Annotated in this window: 17 protein-coding genes; 14 read left to right on the forward strand and 3 right to left on the reverse strand. The window is 68.5% G+C overall.

All coding sequences use genetic code 11. From position 1 onward, the window contains the following. The first annotated feature begins 23 nt into the window (after window positions 1-23). From AC3RX0_RS08565 to AC3RX0_RS08605, 9 genes are all read left to right on the forward strand, one after another. Window positions 24-935, forward strand: a complete 912-nt coding sequence (locus AC3RX0_RS08565) for an SDR family NAD(P)-dependent oxidoreductase (RefSeq protein WP_491505560.1) — start codon at window positions 24-26, stop codon at window positions 933-935. 14 nt (window positions 936-949) lie between these two features. After that, a complete protein-coding gene (locus tag AC3RX0_RS08570; RefSeq protein ID WP_491505561.1) occupies window positions 950-1,846 on the forward strand; it encodes an amidohydrolase family protein in 897 nt (298 codons plus the stop codon). A 25-nt stretch (window positions 1,847-1,871) separates the two neighbouring features. Further along, window positions 1,872-2,339: a MaoC family dehydratase gene (locus tag AC3RX0_RS08575; protein ID WP_491505562.1), complete on the forward strand. Its 468-nt coding sequence runs from the start codon at window positions 1,872-1,874 to the stop codon at window positions 2,337-2,339. 87 nt (window positions 2,340-2,426) lie between these two features. Continuing rightward, window positions 2,427-3,413, forward strand: a complete 987-nt coding sequence (locus AC3RX0_RS08580; protein WP_491505563.1) for an ABC transporter substrate-binding protein — start codon at window positions 2,427-2,429, stop codon at window positions 3,411-3,413. 72 nt (window positions 3,414-3,485) lie between these two features. After that, complete coding sequence (gene menE / locus AC3RX0_RS08585; RefSeq protein ID WP_491505564.1) at window positions 3,486-5,036, forward strand: o-succinylbenzoate--CoA ligase; 1,551 nt, start codon at window positions 3,486-3,488, stop codon at window positions 5,034-5,036. Beyond that, the gene (locus AC3RX0_RS08590) at window positions 5,033-5,881 is read left to right on the forward strand and encodes an ABC transporter permease (RefSeq protein WP_491505565.1); all 849 of its coding nucleotides are present in this window, start codon (window positions 5,033-5,035) and stop codon (window positions 5,879-5,881) included. The genes menE and AC3RX0_RS08590 overlap by 4 nt, the downstream gene beginning before the upstream one ends. After that, window positions 5,878-6,654 carry an ABC transporter permease gene (locus tag AC3RX0_RS08595; RefSeq protein WP_491505566.1) on the forward strand — a complete coding sequence of 259 codons (777 nt, stop codon included), beginning with the start codon at window positions 5,878-5,880 and terminating at the stop codon, window positions 6,652-6,654. Before AC3RX0_RS08590 ends, AC3RX0_RS08595 begins: the two co-directional genes overlap by 4 nt. Beyond that, a complete protein-coding gene (locus AC3RX0_RS08600) occupies window positions 6,644-7,498 on the forward strand; it encodes an ABC transporter ATP-binding protein (RefSeq protein ID WP_491505567.1) in 855 nt (284 codons plus the stop codon). Before AC3RX0_RS08595 ends, AC3RX0_RS08600 begins: the two co-directional genes overlap by 11 nt. Beyond that, window positions 7,495-8,721 (forward strand): Bcr/CflA family efflux MFS transporter, encoded by a 1,227-nt coding sequence (locus tag AC3RX0_RS08605; RefSeq protein WP_491505568.1) that lies wholly within the window; start codon window positions 7,495-7,497, stop codon window positions 8,719-8,721. Before AC3RX0_RS08600 ends, AC3RX0_RS08605 begins: the two co-directional genes overlap by 4 nt. Here AC3RX0_RS08605 and AC3RX0_RS08610 read toward each other — a convergent pair. Next, window positions 8,705-9,874 (reverse strand): acyl-CoA dehydrogenase family protein, encoded by a 1,170-nt coding sequence (locus tag AC3RX0_RS08610; RefSeq protein WP_491505569.1) that lies wholly within the window; start codon window positions 9,872-9,874, stop codon window positions 8,705-8,707. The two genes, AC3RX0_RS08605 and AC3RX0_RS08610, sit on opposite strands and share 17 nt — an antisense overlap. 322 nt (window positions 9,875-10,196) lie before the next feature. Between AC3RX0_RS08610 and AC3RX0_RS08615 the strand changes: the two genes are divergently transcribed. The 4 genes from AC3RX0_RS08615 (at window position 10,197) to AC3RX0_RS08630 (ending at window position 14,150) form a co-directional block, all read left to right on the forward strand. After that, on the forward strand, window positions 10,197-11,003 hold the full coding sequence (locus AC3RX0_RS08615) for a methylenetetrahydrofolate reductase (RefSeq protein WP_491506328.1): 807 nt from the start codon (window positions 10,197-10,199) through the stop codon (window positions 11,001-11,003). Window positions 11,004-11,009: 6 nt separating this feature from the next. Continuing rightward, window positions 11,010-11,888, forward strand: coding sequence for a formyltetrahydrofolate deformylase (gene purU, locus AC3RX0_RS08620; protein ID WP_491506329.1), 879 nt, complete (start codon window positions 11,010-11,012; stop codon window positions 11,886-11,888). 77 nt (window positions 11,889-11,965) lie between these two features. Further along, the gene (ligM, locus tag AC3RX0_RS08625) at window positions 11,966-13,369 is read left to right on the forward strand and encodes a vanillate/3-O-methylgallate O-demethylase (RefSeq protein ID WP_491505570.1); all 1,404 of its coding nucleotides are present in this window, start codon (window positions 11,966-11,968) and stop codon (window positions 13,367-13,369) included. Between the two features lie 193 nt (window positions 13,370-13,562). Then, entirely contained in the window at window positions 13,563-14,150 is a 588-nt protein-coding gene (locus tag AC3RX0_RS08630; RefSeq protein WP_491505571.1) for a PadR family transcriptional regulator, read from the forward strand. Between the two features lie 47 nt (window positions 14,151-14,197). Here the strand turns inward: AC3RX0_RS08630 and AC3RX0_RS08635 are convergent, their stop codons facing one another. Continuing rightward, window positions 14,198-15,673, reverse strand: a complete 1,476-nt coding sequence (locus tag AC3RX0_RS08635) for an MFS transporter (protein ID WP_491505572.1) — start codon at window positions 15,671-15,673, stop codon at window positions 14,198-14,200. Between the two features lie 236 nt (window positions 15,674-15,909). Here AC3RX0_RS08635 and purU (AC3RX0_RS08640) point away from each other — a divergent pair, with 236 nt between their 5' ends. Then, window positions 15,910-16,785 (forward strand): formyltetrahydrofolate deformylase, encoded by an 876-nt coding sequence (gene purU, locus AC3RX0_RS08640; protein ID WP_491505573.1) that lies wholly within the window; start codon window positions 15,910-15,912, stop codon window positions 16,783-16,785. Between the two features lie 97 nt (window positions 16,786-16,882). Here purU (AC3RX0_RS08640) and AC3RX0_RS08645 read toward each other — a convergent pair whose 3' ends face one another. After that, window positions 16,883-17,803, reverse strand: a complete 921-nt coding sequence (locus AC3RX0_RS08645; RefSeq protein ID WP_491505574.1) for a serine hydrolase — start codon at window positions 17,801-17,803, stop codon at window positions 16,883-16,885. Between the last annotated feature and the right edge of the window lie 59 nt (window positions 17,804-17,862).

The raw sequence follows: 17,862 nt of genomic DNA on the forward strand, positions 1-17,862 counted from the left end.
ACGCAGACGCAGAGGAGCAGCGGATGTCATTGGACGGCAAAGTCGCCATCGTCACCGGTTCGGGTCGCGGACTCGGACTCGCCTACGCCCAAGAGCTCGCCCGTCAGGGCGCCGCCGTGGTCGTCAACGACGTGGATGCCGCGACGGCCGCCGCTGCGGTCGCCTCGATCGAGTCCGAAGGCGGACGTGCCGTCGCGCTGGCCGCTCCGGTCGGATCGACCGAGACCGCGAAGCAGCTCGTGCAGACCGCCGTCGAGACGTACGGTCGGCTCGACATCCTGGTCACGAACGCCGGCGTGCTGCGCGACACCGTCCTGTGGAAGATGAGCGACGACGACTTCGACACCGTGATCGGCGTGCACCTGCGCGGCACGTTCACGTGCGTGCGCGAGGCCGCGACCTACATGCGCGAGAACGAAATCGCCGGTCGGATCATCTGCATCGGCTCGCCCACCGGTCAGCGCGGCAACTTCGGCCAGACCAACTACGCAGCCGCCAAGGCGGGCATCGTCGGCATGGTCCGCACGTGGGCGCTCGAGCTCAAGAAGGCAGGGATCACGGCGAATGCCGTGATCCCTGTCGCGGCGACCGCGATGACGGCGACGGTTCCCTACTTCGCCGCCGCCGTCGAGGCGGATGCGAACGGCGAGCAGATGCCCGCGTTCTTCCGGCACGACCTCGGCTTCGGCACTGCCGACGACGTGGCCGGACTCATCGCCTACCTCGCCTCGGACGAGGCATCCGGCGTCACCGGCCAGGCCATCGGCATCGGCGGCGACCGCCTGCAGGTGTGGACGCACCCCGAGCCGGTGGTCACCGCCTACCACGACGGCGGATGGAGCTACCCGACGCTGCAGGCCGACTTTCCCGATCTGTACCGGGCCCAGGAGGTCGGCGAGAAGTTCGCGCCCCTGCCCGAAGAGCTCAAGCGCTGAGCACGGATCCTCCCATGACCCGTTACGAATCCGCGATCGATGTGGACGCCATCGAAGCCATCGACGTGCACGTGCACATCGAGGACGACGGCCAGGGCCACAACTCGCTGCCCGCGGAACTCTCGGCCGCCGCCGACAGGTACTTCGGCGCGGGGGGACCCGCCCGCGACCTCGATGCGGTCGCCGCCTACTACCGCGAGCGCAGAACCGCCGCCGTCGTGTTCACGGTCGACGCCGAGATCGCCCTGGGCCACCCTCCCCTCTCGAGCGCCGAGATCGCGGCCGGAGCGGCGCGCAACAACGACATCCTCATCCCGTTCGGCTCCGTCGACCCGCACCACGACGATGCGCTGGAGCGCATCCGGCGCCTCATCGACCAGAGCGGGGTGTGCGGCTTCAAGTTCCACCCGACCGTGCAGGACTTCGATCCGAGCGACGAGCGCTGGTTCCCGCTGTACGCGGCGATCCAGGACGCCGGCATCCCCGCCCTGTTCCACACCGGCCAGACCGGCATCGGCGCAGGTCTTCCCGGCGGGTACGGCCTGCGCCTGGCGTATTCGAATCCGATGCTCCTGGATGCCGTCGCCGCGGCCTTCCCCCGACTGCAGATCATCATGGCCCATCCGTCCGTTCCGTGGCAGGACGAGGCCCTGTCGGTGGCGACCCACAAGCACAACACGTGGATCGACCTCTCCGGCTGGAGCCCGAAGTACTTCCCCGCCGAGCTGGTCCGGTACGCGAACTCGCTGATCAAGGACCGCGTGCTGTTCGGATCGGACTTCCCGTTGATCACGCCGGATCGCTGGCGCAAGGATGCCGAGCAGACGGCGTTCAAACCCGACGTGCTGCCGTCGATCATGAAGCACAACGCGGCACGGCTGCTGGGACTCGGCCGCGCCGCGGCATCCTGACCCCACGAACACCCGAGGAGACCCTATGAGCACCGCCACGACCCGGACCACGATCGGTTACGGCGATCTGCCCGACCTCGTCGGCCGTGATTTCGGCCCGACCGACTGGCGCGAGATCACGCAGGACCAGGTCGATACGTTCGCCGACGCCACCGACGACCACCAGTGGATCCACACTGACCCCGAACGGGCCGCGACCGGACCGTTCGGCGGACCGATCGCGCACGGGTTCCTCACCCTCTCGCTGCTGATCCCGCTGTGGGACTCGCTGCTGGACGTCGAGGGCGTCACCACCAAGGTGAACTACGGGCTCGACAGGGTGCGCTTCGTCTCACCGGTGAAGGTCGGCGCTCGCATCCGGGCCACCGCGACCATCGCCGAGGTCACCGAGATCGCCGGCGGCTACCAGCTGACCGTCGACGTGACGATCGAGACCGAGGGCGGCAGCAAGCCCGCCGTGGTCGCCCGCAGCCTGCAGCGCTTCTACGCCTGAACCACGACTGAACCCATACAAATGAACACCGGCCGGGCCACCGGCATCCCTGCCCGAACGCACCACAGTCACAAGGAAGTAACTGCCATGAAGAAGAACCGCATCGCCGCCCTCGTGGTCGCCGCGGCCGCCGCGCTCGCCCTGACAGCCTGCTCGTCGGGCTCGCTCTCCGGCGACAAGGCCGCCGCGCCCAGCGGCGGCACCGGCGACCTCACCCCGGTCACCGTCGGCCTGCTGAAGATCGCACCGTCCGCCGCCGTGCAGATGGGCATCGACGACGGCATCTTCAAGAAGCACGGTCTGGACGTCAAGGTCCAGCTCGGCCAGGGCGGCGCCGCCCTGCTGCCCGCCGTGTCGAGCCAGTCCATCCAGTTCGCCGTCGGCAACCCGCTGTCGGTGCTGGTGGCGGCGAGCCAGGGACTGGACATGAACATCATCGCGGGCTACTCGAGCATCGCGGTACCCGAAGACAAGGCGCCCTCCGGCGTCGTGGTCAAGAAGTCCTCCGGCATCACGTCGTGGAAGGACCTCGACGGCAAGACCGTTGCGGTGAACGCGCTGAACACGCAGGGCGACCTGACCACGATGGCCTCGGTCGAGCAGGACGGCGGCGACCCCAAGGGCGTGAAGTTCACCGAGATCGCGTTCCCCGACCAGCTCGCTCAGCTCGAGCAGAACCACATCGATGCGGCTTGGGTCCCCGAGCCGTTCCTCTCGGCGGCCCTCGCCCAGCCCGGCATGACATTCTTGGGCGACCCGATGCGCACGATTCCGAACCTGTACACCATGGTGACCTTCACCTCGGGCGCCTACGCCGACGCGCACCCCGAGGTCGTCAAGGCGTTCCGCGACGCGATCGCCGAGGCCACGCAGGCCGCGATGGACGACACCGCACACTACGATGACGCGATCGTCTCGTTCACCGGCATGCCGGCCGACGTCGTGAAGGGCATCCACCTGGAGCACCTGACCGGCAAGCTCGACCGCTCGGTGATCGAGAATCTGAGCACGATGGCGCAGAAGTACGGATTCGTCAAGCAGGCGCCCGACCTCGGCAAGGTCATCCTCGATTGATTCCGCGCCGGATTCCGCTGCTCCGGCCGCGGCATCCGGCACCCCCATTTCTTCACCGTCGAAGGAGCAGCCATGCAGAACCAAGGCATCGGCACGTGGGTCGCCCGCCGCGCCCAGCGCATGCGCGAAGACGTCGCGATCGCCTTCCGCGACGAGCGCATGGGCTATGACGAGCTCGACGAGCGCATCACCCGACTGGCGAACGCCCTGCGCGACCGCGGCGTGCAGCCGGGCGATCGCATCGCGTATCTCGGCAACAACCACCCGTCGTTCCTCGAGGCGCTGTTCGCCACTGCGACGATCGGCGCGATCTTCGTGCCGCTGAACACCCGGCTCGCCGCGCCCGAGATCGAGTTCGCCGTCGACAACTCGGAATCGACGACCCTCATCTTCCACTCCGACCTGCACGAACTCGCCCGCGCGGGCACGTGGTCGACGACCGCGCAACGGCGCATCCAGGTGGGTGGGATGCCGCTGCCCGGCGTAGAGGACTACGAGACGGTCCTGGCGTCAGGCTCACCCGAGTACCGCGACCAGTCCGTGACGCTCGACGACGCCGCGATGATCCTCTACACCTCGGGCACCACCGGGCATCCGAAGGGCGCAGTGCTCACGCACGGCAACCTGACCTGGAACTGCTTCAACGCCCTCGTCGACTACGGCATCAACGCCGACGAGCGGGTTCTGCTCATCTCCCCGCTGTTCCACGTCGCGGCGCTCAGCATGGGTGCGCTGCCGGTGCTGCTGCAGGGCGGCACGGTCGTCCTGCACGAGAGGTTCGACGCCGGGGCGGTGCTGCGCACCGTTCAGGACGAGCACATCACCATGCTCTCCGGAGTGCCGACCACGTATCAGCTGCTGCAGGAGCACCCGGACTGGGACGCCGCCGACATCTCGAGTCTGCGGCACCTCACGTGCGGCGGATCGACCATGCCCAAGCGGATGCTGGAGGCCTATGAGCAGCGCGGCCTGCACTTCTCGTGCGGGTACGGCATGACGGAGACCTCCCCCGGCGCCACCGCGATGCCCCCGCGGATGAGCATCGAGAAGATGGGGTCCAGCGGCCTGAAGCACTTCTTCACCGATGTGAAGATCGTCGACGAGCACGGGCAGGAGCTGCCCCCCGGCGAGGTCGGCGAGATCTGGATCAGCGGGCCGAACGTCATCACGTCGTACTGGCGTCGCCCCGAGGCGACGCAGGAGGCCATCGTCGACGGCTGGTTCCGCTCGGGCGACCTGGGATCGTTCGACGAGGACGGCTACCTCTACGTCTCCGACCGGCTGAAGGACATGATCATCTCCGGCGGCGAGAACATCTACTCCGCCGAGGTCGAGGGCGCGATCATGCAGATCCCCGAGATCAGCGGCGTCGCCCTGATCGGCGTGCCGGACGAGAAGTGGGGTGAAGTGCCCCTCGCGGTCGCCACACTGGATGCCGGGGCCGCCCTCACCGCGGAAGACGTCGTCCGGCACCTGCAGGGGCGGCTGGCCAGGTACAAGATCCCGCGTGAGGTCGTGTTCGTCGACGCGCTGCCACGCACGGCGAGCGGCAAGATCCGCAAGGCGGACCTGCGCGCTCAGTACCCGTCCCTGCCGCACGCGACTCCGGCGGCGACATCATGACCGCCCCGGCCGCCGACCAGACCGTCACCCGCACCGTCGCCCTCGCGAACGCGCGCTCGACGCGGCGTCGCACGCGCCCTCGACGGGCATTGCTGGGGCTGGCGGGCATTGTGGCGTTCCTGCTGATCTGGGAGACCGCGGCGCGCAGCGGCCTGGTCAACGGCAAATACCTGCCGGCGCCGTCCGAGGTGATCCCGCAGCTCGTGCAGATCGCGACGCTCAGCGACTTCTGGCTCGCCGTGGGCGACACGATGCTGGCCTGGGCACTCGGACTGCTGATCGCCGTCGTGCTCGCCTGCGTGCTCGGCGTGATCATCGGCCTGTCGCCGTTCCTGCGACGCGCGACCCACTCGACGGTCGAATTCCTGCGCCCGATCCCGTCGGTGGCCCTGATCCCTCTGGCCGTGCTGCTGTTCGGCGTGCGGATCGAATCGAGCCTGCTGCTGGTCGTCTACGCGGCGTTCTGGCAGGTCTTCATCCAAGTGCTGTACGGCGTCGCCGACGTCGATCAGGTGGCGATGAACACCGGGCGCAGCTACGGCTTCTCGGCATGGCAGCGCATCCGGGACATCGTGTTCCCGACGACCCTTCCCTACCTCATGACCGGCCTGCGGCTCGCCGCCGCGGTGGCCCTCATCCTGGCGATCACCGCCGAGCTGATCATCGGCACGCCCGGCCTCGGCCTCGAGATCCTGAGCGCGCAGAACGCCGGCCTGTACACGACCATGTACGCACTCGTGTTGGCGACGGGGCTGCTCGGCGTCGTCATCAACGTCGGCGCCCGCGCGCTGGAGAAGCGTCTGCTGAGCTGGCATCACTCGGTGCGGGAGGACCTCGGATCATGAAGAAGCTGCTGGCCGGAGTCGGGTTCACCCTCGGACTCCCCGCGGTCCTGGTGCTCCTGTGGTGGCTGTCGACGGTGCTATCCCCCAACTTCTTCGTCCCCACTCCGGGCGAGCTGGTCACCACGTTCTTCCAGGTCTGGTTCGGCCCGCCGTTCTGGCAGGACGTACTGCCGAGCATCGGCAGGTTCGCGCTCGGCGTGATCGCGGCGATCGTGATCGGCATCCTGCTCGGCATCCTCATCGGCCTGAACCGCACGCTGCGCTCCGTCACCGAGCCGGTGTTCGAGTTCTTCCGCGCGCTGCCCGCGCCGGCGCTCATCCCCGCCCTGCTTCTGCTGTTCGGGCCCACGGACGCCGAGAAGATCTTCCTCATCGCCCTGGCCGCGATCTGGCCGGTGCTGCTGAACACGATCGAAGGCGTGCGCGCCGCCGATCCGGTGCAGAACGAGACCAGCCGCTCGTACGGCATCTCGGGGCTCAACCGGGTGCGCTACCAGATCCTGCCGGGGGCCGCTCCGCAGATCCTCGCGGGCGTACGGCAGGCCCTCCCCATCGGGCTGATCCTGATGGTCATCTCGGAGATGTTCGCGACGACGTCGGGGCTCGGCTTCTCGATCATCCAGTTCCAGCGACGATTCGCGATCCCCGAGATGTGGTCGGGCATCCTCGTGCTGGGCCTGATCGGCTACGCGGTGGCCATCTTCTTCCGCTTCGTCGAGCGACGACTCCTGCGCTGGTACCACGGACTGAAGGACCTGGAAAATGCTGCCTGACACGCCTCTGGACACGACCGCCTTCGGGCGCACCCTGCCGCCTGACGAGACCCTGCTGTCCGTGCGCGGACTGAAGAAGGTCTACCACACCGATGGCGGCGACATCGAAGCCGTCCGCGACCTCACCTTCGACCTCGGCAAGAACGAGCTGACGTGCCTGGTCGGTCCGTCGGGTTCGGGCAAGACGACGCTGCTGAAGTGCATCGCGGGTCTGCTGGCGCCCACCTCGGGCGAGGTCGTTCTCGGCGGCAAGCCGGTCATCGCGCCGCCGAAGAACATGGCCGTCGTCTTCCAGGAGTACGGCCGGTCGCTGTTCCCGTGGCTGCGCGTCGCCGAGAACGTCGAGCTGCCGCTGCGCAACGCCGGGGTCCCGAAGGCCGAGCGCGCCGAGCTCGTCGCCGAAGCGCTCGAGAACGTGGGACTCGGGCACGTCCCGCGCTCGTACCCGTGGCAGCTTTCCGGTGGAATGCAGCAGCGGGTGGCGATCGCCCGGGCGATCGCGTACCAGCCCGAGGTGCTCCTGATGGACGAGCCGTTCGCTGCCGTCGACGCCCAGACCCGTGCAGACCTCGAGGACCTGGTGCGCCGCGTGCGCAGAACGCTCGGCATCTCGATCCTGTTCGTCACGCACGACATCGACGAGTCGGTCTACCTCGGCGAGCGCGTCATCATGCTCTCGAGCTCGCCCACGATCGTGCAGCAGGACCTCGTCGTCGATCTGGGCGACGAGCGCGACCAGCTCGAGACGCGGTCGAAGGCACGGTTCACCGAGCTGCGGCACTTCGTGTACGAACAGATCCAGCTCGCGAAGAACGGGACCCGCGCAGGCGCGGCCGTCGCATGACAGAGACGGTCGGACACCGGCTCGGCGTCCGGCTGACCGGGGCGCTCGGCTACCTTTCGATGGCGGGCTCGCTGTCGACGGACCTCTACCTGCCGGCGTTTCCCGACATCGCCGACGATCTGGGCGCACCGGCCTCGGTGGTCCAGCTGACCCTGACCGCGTTCCTGATCGGCTCGGCGCTCGGACAGCTGGCGATCGGCTCGATCTCTGACGTCTTCGGCCGGCGACGAACGCTGATCGTGGCGCTGACCGTGTTCACCGTCTGCTGCTTCTCGGCCGTGGCGAGCCCGGTGATCGGGATGCTCATCGCCGTGCGCGGCGTCCAGGGCTTCGCCGGGGCAGCGGGCTCGGTGCTTGCGCGCGCGGTCGTGTCGGACCTCGCGGCGCCGGCCGAGGCGGTGCACGCCTTCAGCAGACTGTGGATCATGACCGCCCTGGGGCCGGCCGTGGCAAGCCCGCTGGGCGCCCTGCTGACGCTGTTCGGCGGCTGGCGTGCGGCCCTGCTGGGGCTGGCGCTGCTGGCGGCGGGGATGCTGCTGACCGCAGTCCTGGCGATCCCCGAGAGCCTTCCCCCTGAGCGCCGGCATCCCGCCACGGTCCGGGCGATCGCCCGGACGATGGTCCGGCTGGTCGGCGACCGGAGGTTCGCGGGACCGGCCATCGCCTTCGCGGCCTCGTACGCGGGGCTGATGACCTACATCTCCTCGTCATCGTTCATCGTGCAGGACGTGCTCGGCATCTCTCCTCTCGGGTACGGGTTCACGTTCACGGCCACGTCGGTGGCGGTGATGCTCGGCGCGTGGTCGAGCGGACGCCTGGCGGCACGTCGGGCACCCGCCGCAGTGCTGCGATCCGGCCAGCTGCTCGCGCTCGGGTCCGCGGCGGCCATGGGAGCCCTCGCGGCGACGCAGACGCTGACGCTCGGGAGCTACCTGCCGATCGTGGTCGGCTTCTGCATCGGCTGCGGCATCATGATGTCGACCGCTTCGGCGCTCGCGGTCGGTGCCGCGGGCACAGCCGCCGGCACCGGGTCCGCCCTGATCGGCTTCGCCCAGTTCGTGCTCGGGGCGATCGTATCGCCGCTGGGAGGCATCGCCGGCACCGACACGGCCGTCCCCGCCGCGATCGTCATGACGGTCTGCGCCGTGCTCGGCCTGGCCGCGGCATCCTTCGCCCGCATCCGCACGGCCGGCTCCGGTTCGCGGGTCAACCTCGACGCGTGAGCCGCCGGCCGATGATCTCCTTCATGATCTCGGTGGTGCCGCCGAAGATGGTTGCCACCCGCGAGTCGAGATAGTCGCCCGCGACGGCGTACTCGCGCATGAACCCGTAGCCGCCGTGCAGCTGCAGGGCGCGCTGGATGACCTTCTGGTGCAGTTCGGTCACCCACCACTTGGCCATCGCCGCGGTCGTCTCATCGAGCAGATGGTCCGACGCGTCCTGGATGCAGCGGTCGACGAAGACCTGGGCGATCTCGATCTCGGTGGCCAGCTCCGCCAGGTAGAAGCGGTTGGCCTGGAAGTCGGCGATGGGACGGCCGAACGCCTGCCGGTCCATTGCGTACGCCAGCGCGTCGTCGAAGGTGGCGCGCATGCGGGCCATCGAGGTCGTCGCGATGTGCAGCCGCTCGATCGGCAGATTGCGACGCATGAGCCCCCAGCCCTCGCCCTCGCCGCCGAGCACGTTCCCCAGCGGCACCCGCACGTCGTCGAAGAAGAACTCCGCCGTGTCCTGCGCCGCCAGCCCCACCTTCTTCAGCGGGCCGCTGCGGGTGAAGCCCGGCGCATCGGTCTCGACGATGAGCAGGCTGATGCCCGCACGTCCCGCGTCGGGATCGGTGCGAGCGACCACGAGCACGACGTCGGCGAGCAGTCCGTTGGAGATGAACGTCTTGGCGCCGTTGAGCACGAAGCAGTCACCCTCGCGCCGTGCGGTCGTGGTGATCGCGGCCAGATCGGATCCCGTTCCCGGCTCGGTCATCGCGATCGCACCGACCTTCTCACCCGCGATCATCGGGGGGAGCCATCGCTCGTTCTGCTCATCGGTGCCGAACGCGACGAAGTAGGGCGCGACCAGATCGTTGAACCCGCACAGCGACATCAGAACGGCCGTGGCACCCGCCCGAGCCAGTTCTTCGATGACGACCGCGTTGAAGCGGAAGTCGTCGACTCCGCCGCCGCCGAACCGCTCCGGTGCCGACATGCCGAGGATGCCCGTGTCGCCCGCCTTGCGGAAGAGGTCGCGGTCCACCCGGCCCGCACTCGCCCAGCGGTCGAGGTTCGGGACCACTTCGCGCTCGACGAACTGACGCACCGAGGCTCGGAAGTCATCGTGGGACTCGTCGAAGATCGTCCGCGGAAGCGCGACTGATGCCATGTTCCGTTCCTCCTGACATTGGGGGATCACCGACCGCGGCGGGTGTGCGCGACGGCGGCGTCGACTATTGATTGTACTTCTAAATCATTGAGATTTTCAACGGCTACTGGCCGCCGCGACCGGTGCGGCGTCACGAGAGACCCAGGTGCGGCCAGACGGTCCAGCGAATTTACCTCTTGTCTTTACCTATGCAGATAGGTAACGTGTGGGTCAGGCAGCGCAGAGCAGCGCCGCCGGCGAGGAAGGACTCGACGTGGCACATATCGCGCCCGCACCCGACAAGACCGGGGCGCTGAAACTGATACACGACTTCTCCCTGGAGATGACCGGCAAAGACATCCCCAGCCTGCAGGAGGCGGCATCCTCGATCCCTGCGGGCACGAAGATCAACGTGACATTCCTCGGCAACGAGGACCTCGAGATGCGGGTCGCCGCCGCCAAGGCGGTGAAGGACCTCGGGTTCACACCGGTCCCGCACATCTCGGCCCGGCGCCTGGAGAGCCAGGACCAGCTCGAGCAGTTCCTGGACCGGCTCGAGCAGGTCGGGGCGACCGAGCACGTGTTCGCCGTGGGCGGCGACCCCACCACGCCCGCGGGGCCCTACCCCGACTCGCTGAGCGTGATCCGCACCGGGCTGCTGCAGAAGTACGGCGCGCGCGAGATCTCGATCGCCGGCTACCCCGAGGGTCACCCCGACATCGCCGACGACGTGCTGTGGCGGCACCTCGAGGACAAGTCTGCGGCGCTGAAGGATCAAGGGCTGGATGCCGTGATCCTCACGCAGTTCTCGTTCGACACCGATCCGGTCCTCGCGTGGATCGACCGGGTGCGCGAGAAGGGGATCGGCACCGAGATCCGGATCGGCACCCCGGGGCCGGCCGGCATCAAGCGCCTGCTCGGCTTCGCCCGCCGGTTCGGGATCGGGGCGAACGCGATGATCGTCAAGAAGTACGGGTTCAGCCTGACCAACCTCATGGGCACGGCCGGGCCCGACCGGTTCGTGTCCGACCTGTCCGCCCTGCTCACCCGCGACCCGGCCGCGGGCCGGGTGCAGCTGCACTTCTACACGTTCGGCGGCCTGCTCGCGACGGCGCAGTGGGTGGACGAGTACCGGTTCGCACAGTCCTGAGGCCCCATCGTGTCACCGCATATCGAACTGCAGCGCAACCGCGCCTGCCTGATCGTGCACGGCCCCGATCAGCCCGGGCTGGTCGCCGCGATCACCGCACTGGTCACCCGCAACCAGGGCAACATCGTCAGCCTCGACCAGTACTCCGACAACCCCGAGGGCGGCGCGTTCTTCCAGCGCGTCGTGTTCCACCGCGCAGACCTGGCCGGGGCCATGGACGACATCGAGGCCGACCTCGACAAGACGCTCACCCCCTACGGGATGCAGTGGGTGCTGACCGATCAGTCGATCCCGAAGCGCATGGGCATCCTCGTCTCCACCAGCGACCACTGCCTGCTCGAGCTGCTGTGGCGACACCGTCGCGGCGAGCTGCCGGTGACGATCCCGATGGTGATCAGCAACCACACCAACACGGCCGAGGACGTCCGCAGCTTCTCGGTCCCGTTCTTCCACGTCCCCTCCGCCGGGCCCGACAAGTCCGAGGCCGAGGCGAAGATCCTCGACCTCGTCCGCGGCAACGTCGACTTCCTCGTGCTGGCCCGCTACATGCAGATCATCAGCGAGGACTTCCTCGAGGCGGTCGGCGTGCCGGTCATCAACATCCACCACTCGTTCCTGCCCGCCTTCATCGGCGCAGCCCCCTACCGCAAGGCGAAGGAGCGCGGCGTCAAGCTGATCGGCGCGACGAGTCACTACGTCACGAAGGACCTCGACGAGGGTCCCATCATCGAGCAGGACGTCACCCGGGTCGACCACTCCATGACCGCCGCCGACCTGCAGGCCCGCGGCGCGTACGTGGAGCGCGCGGTGCTCTCGCGCGCCGTTCAATGGCACGCCGAGGACCGTGTGATCCGGCAGGGCAATCACACCATCGTCTTCTCGTGACCGGATGCCTCGACCCGAGGCATCCGGTCACGAGATCCACCCGAAGAAACGAACAGAGAACGAACAGAGAGGTTCCCATGGCTGACAACCTGCAGCAGCTGATCGACAAGACCAATCCCGTCGACCTGCTGCGCAACTCGCAGATCGGCTCGTACATCTACCCGGTGGTGCCCGCCGACTTCACCAACTGGATCAAGGAGCAGAGGGCCTGGCGCGACACGGCCGTGCTCTACGACCAGTCGCACCACATGGACAACGTGTTCCTGAAGGGCTCCGACGCGATCAGGCTCATCAGCGACACCGCGATCAACTCGGTCGCCAACTTCCCGGTCGACCGCGCCAAGCAGTACGTGCCCACCACGTCGGGCGGCCACGTGATCGGCGACGGCATCCTGTTCCACGAGGCCGAGGACGAGTACGTCTACGTCGGACGGGCGCCGGTGTCGAACTGGCTGATGTACCACGCCGAGACCGGCGGCTACGCGAACCTGGATCTGACCGTCGACCGCCGCTCGCCCTCGCGCCCGTACGGGCACGGCGTGTCGCGCAAGTACTACCGCTTCCAGATCCAGGGCCCGAACGCGTGGCAGGTCATCGAGAAGCTCAACGGCGGCCCGCTCGAGCAGCTGCGCTTCTTCAGCATGTCGACCATGACGCTCGCCGGCCGTCACGTGCGCACGCTGCGGCACGGCATGGCCGGCGCCCCGGGCCTTGAGGTCTGGGGCCCGTACGAGGACCACGACGCGGTCGCCGAGGCGATCCTCGAGGCCGGTGCCGAGTTCGGCCTGCTGCCCGTCGGGTCGCGCGCATACCCGTCGAACACCCTCGAGTCGGGGTGGATCCCCTCGCCGCTGCCGGCCATCTACACCGGCGAGGCCGAGCGCGGCTACCGCGAATGGCTGGGCGTCGACAGCTACGAGGCCACCGGGACGCTGGCGGGCTCGTTCGTCTCCGGCAACATCGAGGACTACTACCTCACCCCGTGGGAGCTCGGATACGGCTCGTTCGTGAAGTTCGACCACGACTTCATCGGCCGTGATGCGCTCGAGAAGATGGACCCGGCCGCTCAGCGCCGCAAGGTGACCCTGGCGTGGAACGCCGAGGACATGACCAAGCTGTACGCGTCGCTGTTCGACGTCGAGGGCCCGAGCTACAAGTTCTTCGACCTGCCGCTGGCCAACTACGGGTCGGCGAACTACGACGCGGTTCAGGATGCCGCGGGCAACACGGTCGGATTCTCGATGTTCACCGGCTACAGCGCCAACGAGCGCCGCGCGCTGTCGCTGGCCACGGTCAACCCCGACGTGCCCGAGGGCGCCGAGGTCACCGTGCTGTGGGGCGAGGACCCGAACACCTCGAAGGCGACGGTCGAGCCGCACGTGCAGGTCGCCGTGCGCGCCGTGGTCAGCCCGGTGCCGTACTCGACGGTGGCCCGCCAGACCTACCACGGAGGATGGCGCACCGGCTACACCGAGTCCTGACCCACCCCCTGCGGGCAGCCATCACACCGTGAGGGTACAGCTGGCGGGCGAGGGGAAGGGAAGCACCCACACCTTCGCCCGCCAGTTGTACCTTCACCGGTTTCGGGAGGGGCCCACGGTCACCGTGACAGCGAGTGACGATCGGTCGGACACCGGCGGTGAGGGCCGGTAGCCTCGATCCGGAAGGAGACGCATGAGCCTGCGCTACGCCCTGCTGGCGATCCTGCGCGTCGGCCCCCTGTCGGGCTACGACCTGCAGAAGCAGTTCTCGCAGTCGGTGGGTCATGTCTGGCACGCGCCCGACTCCCAGATCTATCCCGAGCTGCGCAAGATGGCCGCCGACGGCCTGATCGAGGGCGAGGAGCAGGTGCGCGGCGCGCGCGGCAGGCGACGCGTCTACCACGTGACCGCGCAGGGGGATGCCGCGTACCGCGCGTGGATGGCCACGCCGCTCGAGTATCAGCGCGTGCGCGATCCCGCCCACCTGCGCGCGGCGTACCTGGAGAACACCACCCCGGACGCCGCCCGCGACTTCCTGCGCCGGCACGTCTCGTACTGGGAGAGCGAGCTCGAGCAGTTCCAGGGCGAGCTCGACCACATCGAGCACATGACCAGCGCCATGCTGAACCGTCGGCTGACGGTGACGCCGGACGCCGAGCGCGAGCGCACGATCGCCTACAAGCGGTTCGCGTACGAGGGCCTGGCCGAGCGCGCCCGCGGCGAGATCGAGTGGGCCCGTCGCGGTCTGGCACTCGTCGACCGGCTCGAGACGACAGACTGACGGGATGCCGCGGCTGCGGCATCCCGTCGTTCACTGCGTCCGGGCGCCTACGGCGACACCTCCTCGAACACGCGGTTGCGGGTGTGCGGGGCGAACTGGGCCAGGATCGAGGCGATGATCAGGAAGCACGAGATCAGCATGAGCGCCCAGAACACCGACAGATGCGGGATCAGCGGCGCGAGGATCAGGATGCCGATGCCGCCGCCGATGTGGCCGACGCCGTCGACGATCGCGAAGCCCGTGGAGCGCGCCCGGGTCGGGAAGCTCTCGATCGTGAGCGCGTAGCTCGGCGAGACCCACAGGTTGAATCCGGCGAAGATGATCATCGCGCCGAGGAACACCACCGGCAGCGAGCTGCTGCCGAGGGCGACGACGAACGCGCCGATGAACGTCACGACCGTGCCGATGGGCAGCCAGTAGCGGCGCTCGAGCTTCTCGACGATGAACGACATCACGACCGCCTCGATGATGAAGCCGATCGACCCGACCGCGGCGATGATGCCCGCCTCGGGCGGGCTGTACTTCAGCGAGGTGAGCACCGTCGTCAGTCCTGCCGCGTACGCGTACACCGTGATGTATCCGACGAACCACATGAAGAACAGCAGGATCACGCGGCGCAGGTACACCGGGTTGCGGAAGATGTCGCCGTACGGCACGCGCCGTGCCGGCGGCCAGTGCGTGGGCGTGCCCTCGAGCGTCGGCTCGGCCAGCGGACCCTTGCGCAGCGCGCGCTGCTCCATGTCGTCGGCCAGGGCCGCGGCATCCGCGGAGCGCCCCTTCTGCAGCAGCCAGCGCACCGACTCGGGCAGCTGGAACCGCAGGATGATGGCGATGATCGCGAGCGCCGCCCCGATCACGTACATCCACCGCCAGCCGCTGGCCGCCCCTACCGCGAACGGCAGGCCGGTCGGCCACGGCGTGCTCGGGGTCGTGAGGATCAGTCCCAGCCAGATGCCGACGAAGGCGCCGATGGCCGACATGATGAACACCACCGTGGTGAACTTCGCCCGCGACTGCTTGGGCGCCACCTCGCCGACGTAGGTGTTCACGATCGCGAGATCCGCGCCGATGCCGATGCCGGTGATCGCGCGCGAGACCACGAAGTTCGCGTAGTCGGGCGACAGCGCCGTGTAGAGCGACCCGAGACCGGTGATCAGCATCGTGATCAGCAGCATGTTGCGTCGGCCGATGCGGTCCGACAGGGGGCTGAGCACCAGCGTGCCCACGACGTACCCGAGCAGGTTCAGGATCGTCGGCAGCGCCAGGTAGTTCAGGGCCGACTCGGGAGTGCAGCCCGGGACCAGCTGGGTGCACGTCTGTACGAACGACACGTTGATGTCGAAGATGTCGTAGAACGTGAACAGGAACCCCAGCCCGATGATGGTGAGGAACGCAGGCGAGAGCGACCAGGTGCGGATCCGGTCGAGCCGGGCCATCACCTGCCGCGACTCTTCGGGGATGGGCTCCCCGCGAGCGCTCCTGCGGCTGTCGGCGGCACTCCCCGTGCCGGTCGTGCCGCTCATGATGCCTTCTCCGTGCAGCGCATGTCCGTGCCCCTTTTCACAGCGTCGTGATCGGTTCCGTCAGGTTCGGTGACCATGCGGCGGTGAGGGATTCGGGTCGGACATCGCCGGCGCATCGAAGCTGCCTGGCAGACGGAAATCTACCACCGAGGGCACAGGCGATGGCGGATCGGCACGGATTCATCGAGAATGCATAGGAAGGATGCCGCGCCCCGCCGACACGGCAGAATCGATGCATGCCCTCGCACTCGCTTCTCGCCGACCATGCCTGCCTGATCGTGCACGGCACCGACCAGCCCGGCATCGTCGCCGCCGTCTCGGCGCTGATCACCCGCAACGGCGGGAACATCGTGGCGCTCGATCAGTACAGCGACGACCCGACCGGCGGCGCCTACTTCCAGCGGGTCGTGTTCCACCGGCCAGGCTTCGCGGCGGCGGCGCCCGAGATCGAGGCCGACCTGGACGCGACGCTCGGCGACGGCTTCGACCTGCAGTGGCGACTGACCGATCAATCGGTGCCCAAGCGCATGGCGATCCTCGCCTCCAAGCAGGACCACTGCCTGCTCGACCTGCTGTGGCGCCACCGCCGCGGCCAGCTGCCGGTGACGGTGCCGATGGTCGTGTCGAACCACTCCGATGCCGCCGAGGACGTCCGCTCCTTCGGCATCCCGTTCCACCACGTCGCCTCGGTGCCGGGACCCGACAAGTCCGCGTCCGAGGCAGAACTCCTCAGGCTCCTGGTCGGCACCGTCGACTTCGTCGTGCTCGCGCGATACATGCAGATCCTGTCGCCGGACTTCCTCGCGCAGCTCGGGGTGCCGGTGATCAACATCCATCACTCGTTCCTGCCGGCGTTCATCGGGGCCGAGCCGTACCGCAAGGCGAAGGAGCGCGGCGTCAAGCTCATCGGCGCGACGAGCCACTACGTCACCGGCGACCTCGACGAGGGGCCGATCATCGAGCAGGACACGATCCGCGTCACGCACGCGGACTCTGCCGCCGAGCTCGCCCGTCGCGGCGCCGACGTCGAGCGACAGGTGCTCTCGCGCGCCGTGCTGTGGCACGCCGAGGACCGGGTGATCCGCCACGGCAACCACACGATCGTGTTCTGAGTCGGCACGGATCAATGCTCGCGCAGCGAGCGTTGATGCGGGATCGACTCAAGATTGAGCGAGCAGCGCAGCGACGAGCCGAAACCCCAGCCGGGCGTCAGAACACGTACTCCATGAGCTCGACGCCGAGGGTGCGGAACGCCTCGTGTGCGCGCAGGCGATGCATGATCGACAGGTCGTCGAAGCACACGATCAGCGCATAGGCGACCCCCGCCCGCGGGCCCGCGAGCACGCCGGCCTCGACGCGGATGCCGTCGTCCCGGCCGGTCTTGTTGATGAACAGCAGCCCGTGCTCGTCGTTGAAGTGCGCGAACGGGTCGAGGCCCGTCGCCGAGGCGACCAGCGACAGGTCCTGGTTGAGGCTCAGCCATTCGGCGACCTGCGCGCTGACCCCGGCGGTGACCGCCTGCGAGTTCACGAGGGCCGCGAACATCTGTGCGAGCTCGCGCGTCGACCCGAGTGCGACGTGGGGCGCGTCGTCCGGACCGCGGCGGTCGCGGAAGCGGTCCAGCAGCGCCGAGTGCGACATCCCGAGCTGTTCGATGCGGGAGCGCACGGCCGGCAGCCCGACGCGCTGGATGAGCGCGTTCGAGGCGGCGGCGTCGCCCGACGAGGCGGCGAGCACGGCCAGGTCGACGACCGGCAGGGCCGGCGCCTTCAGGTGCTGCCACACCCCGGCGACCTCGACGCGCTCGATGGAGGAGCGGTCGATGATCTCCAGCGGGTCGAGCGTGCCGGCTTCGATGCCCGCGGCCACCTCGATCAGCAGCGGCACCATGCCCAGGCCCGCCACGGGCAGGGTGACGAAGTCGTCGCCGTTGAGGACCGCGCTGCCGCGGTCGAGGTCGTTGACGCGCACCGAGACCTTCGCGCCCGCCTGCGCGAGGTCGTCGAGGGCTTTCAGCGTCGACGTGAAGGTGCGCTTGCCGACCGCCGCCCTCCTCGGCAGTCGCCTGCTGCTGCGTCGCGACCCCCGAAGCGACGCTGTGTCCCGTTTGGGCTCTGGGGACGTGCCCACGGCATTCCTTCCACTGAGGCAGGGCACGTGCGCGCGGCCGCGCGCACGGGTGTTCAGTT

The sequence above is a fragment of the Microbacterium sp. W1-4-2 genome, assembly GCF_058349885.2.

What these genes read in the sequence shown, in the direction of transcription:
- AC3RX0_RS08565 (WP_491505560.1), top strand. Translation starts at nt 24, where the DNA reads ATGTCATTGGACGGCAAAGTCGCCATCGTCACCGGTTCGGGTCGCGGA.
- AC3RX0_RS08570 (WP_491505561.1), top strand. Translation starts at nt 950, where the DNA reads ATGACCCGTTACGAATCCGCGATCGATGTGGACGCCATCGAAGCCATC.
- AC3RX0_RS08575 (WP_491505562.1), top strand. Translation starts at nt 1,872, where the DNA reads ATGAGCACCGCCACGACCCGGACCACGATCGGTTACGGCGATCTGCCC.
- AC3RX0_RS08580 (WP_491505563.1), top strand. Translation starts at nt 2,427, where the DNA reads ATGAAGAAGAACCGCATCGCCGCCCTCGTGGTCGCCGCGGCCGCCGCG.
- menE (WP_491505564.1), top strand. Translation starts at nt 3,486, where the DNA reads ATGCAGAACCAAGGCATCGGCACGTGGGTCGCCCGCCGCGCCCAGCGC.
- AC3RX0_RS08590 (WP_491505565.1), top strand. Translation starts at nt 5,033, where the DNA reads ATGACCGCCCCGGCCGCCGACCAGACCGTCACCCGCACCGTCGCCCTC.
- AC3RX0_RS08595 (WP_491505566.1), top strand. Translation starts at nt 5,878, where the DNA reads ATGAAGAAGCTGCTGGCCGGAGTCGGGTTCACCCTCGGACTCCCCGCG.
- AC3RX0_RS08600 (WP_491505567.1), top strand. Translation starts at nt 6,644, where the DNA reads ATGCTGCCTGACACGCCTCTGGACACGACCGCCTTCGGGCGCACCCTG.
- AC3RX0_RS08605 (WP_491505568.1), top strand. Translation starts at nt 7,495, where the DNA reads ATGACAGAGACGGTCGGACACCGGCTCGGCGTCCGGCTGACCGGGGCG.
- AC3RX0_RS08610 (WP_491505569.1), bottom strand. Translation starts at nt 9,874, where the DNA reads ATGGCATCAGTCGCGCTTCCGCGGACGATCTTCGACGAGTCCCACGAT.
- AC3RX0_RS08615 (WP_491506328.1), top strand. Translation starts at nt 10,197, where the DNA reads ATGACCGGCAAAGACATCCCCAGCCTGCAGGAGGCGGCATCCTCGATC.
- ligM (WP_491505570.1), top strand. Translation starts at nt 11,966, where the DNA reads ATGGCTGACAACCTGCAGCAGCTGATCGACAAGACCAATCCCGTCGAC.
- AC3RX0_RS08630 (WP_491505571.1), top strand. Translation starts at nt 13,563, where the DNA reads ATGAGCCTGCGCTACGCCCTGCTGGCGATCCTGCGCGTCGGCCCCCTG.
- AC3RX0_RS08635 (WP_491505572.1), bottom strand. Translation starts at nt 15,673, where the DNA reads ATGAGCGGCACGACCGGCACGGGGAGTGCCGCCGACAGCCGCAGGAGC.
- purU (WP_491505573.1), top strand. Translation starts at nt 15,910, where the DNA reads ATGCCCTCGCACTCGCTTCTCGCCGACCATGCCTGCCTGATCGTGCAC.